At 59.0% G+C, this 1245-nt stretch carries 1 protein-coding gene; it reads left to right on the top strand.

Annotated features, from left to right (window positions below; genetic code table 11):
- Positions 1-151 precede the first annotated feature (151 nt).
- A partial coding sequence (locus ACEWPL_RS19390) for an IS110 family RNA-guided transposase (protein ID WP_420744402.1) occupies positions 152-1245 on the top strand: 1094 nt, incomplete at its 3' end.

Here is a 1245-nt window from a genome sequence, read left to right on the forward strand (position 1 = left end):
GATAAACTCTGCGCCATAGCACGTCAGGAAGTAGGGCTGGTGAGAGGTTATGGCCATGCGCGCAGCCCCCAAATTGCGCAGCGGGTGGCCATAACCGGGTCTCAGGTCTCAACAGTGGTTTTGCACAACCACACTGCTGAGGAGACCGGCTATGACCGCCACCCATTCTACCCTTTCGACCGTGTTGGTCGCCATCGACATTTCCAAGCATCGGCACGAAGTGCTGATTGGCATTCCCGGCAAAAAGCGCCGCCGCCGCATGACAATTACGAACACGCTGGAGGATTTTCAGCGCTTGTCAGCAGCTCTCGCCAGCTATGACCTGCCGGTGCGGATTGGGTTTGAGGCGACCGGTAATTATCACCGTGCCTTGGCCCACCACCTCGGCCTGGCCGGGTTCGACCTCAAGCTGGTCTCTTCCGTTGGCTTGGCCAGAACGCGCGAGGCTCTACACAACAGCTGGGACAAGAATGATCCCAAGGACGCCCAAGTCATTCTGCACATGATGGAGATCGGGGCTGTACAATTCTTCCATGATCCACTCGTGACCGGGATCGCGGACATCCAGGAACTCTCGAAGACCCACGAGATCGTTTCGCGCTCGAAGACCGAGTTGTGGCACCGCATCCTGACGCATTACCTACCCCTTTACTTTCCCGAGGCCGAGCGGTTTCACCGCAGCTCCCGCACCGACTGGTTCCTGGCATTCCTGGAGAAGTATCCCACACCGCACATGATCACGGCCATGGACCGGGAAGCCTTCGTCGCCGATGCTTGGCAGGTTGTCGGTCGCAAGGTCTCCAAAGAACGTCTACTTTCAGATATTTACACCACGGCTGTTGAATCTGTAGGGCTGCCGATTCACCCGGACTCCGACGCGGTCCGCATGTTCCGTCTCGTGTTGGCCGAGGGCCGCGGCCTGATCCAACAGCGCGATGAGATCGAGGCGCGGGCCGTCGAGTTGCTGTCGGATCTCCCCGATTATCAGTTGCTGACGACCATTCCTGGGATCGGCCCGATCAACGCCATGACCATCCTGGCCGAGGCCGGTGATCTGCGACGATTCCGGCATCATCGACAGTTCCTGAAGTTCTGCGGCATGGACCTCGCGACAATGCAATCCGGCATGTTCCGTGGCCAGAGCCGCATCTCGAAGTATGGCAACGCCCGGTTGCGGCGCACTCTCTGGATGGCCGGCCAAACCGCCGTTCTCAAGAGAACCAACAGCTTCCGGGACAAGTTCGA

The sequence above is a fragment of the Roseovarius roseus genome (assembly GCF_043355935.2).
Classification (GTDB): Bacteria; Pseudomonadota; Alphaproteobacteria; order Rhodobacterales; family Rhodobacteraceae; genus Roseovarius; species Roseovarius roseus.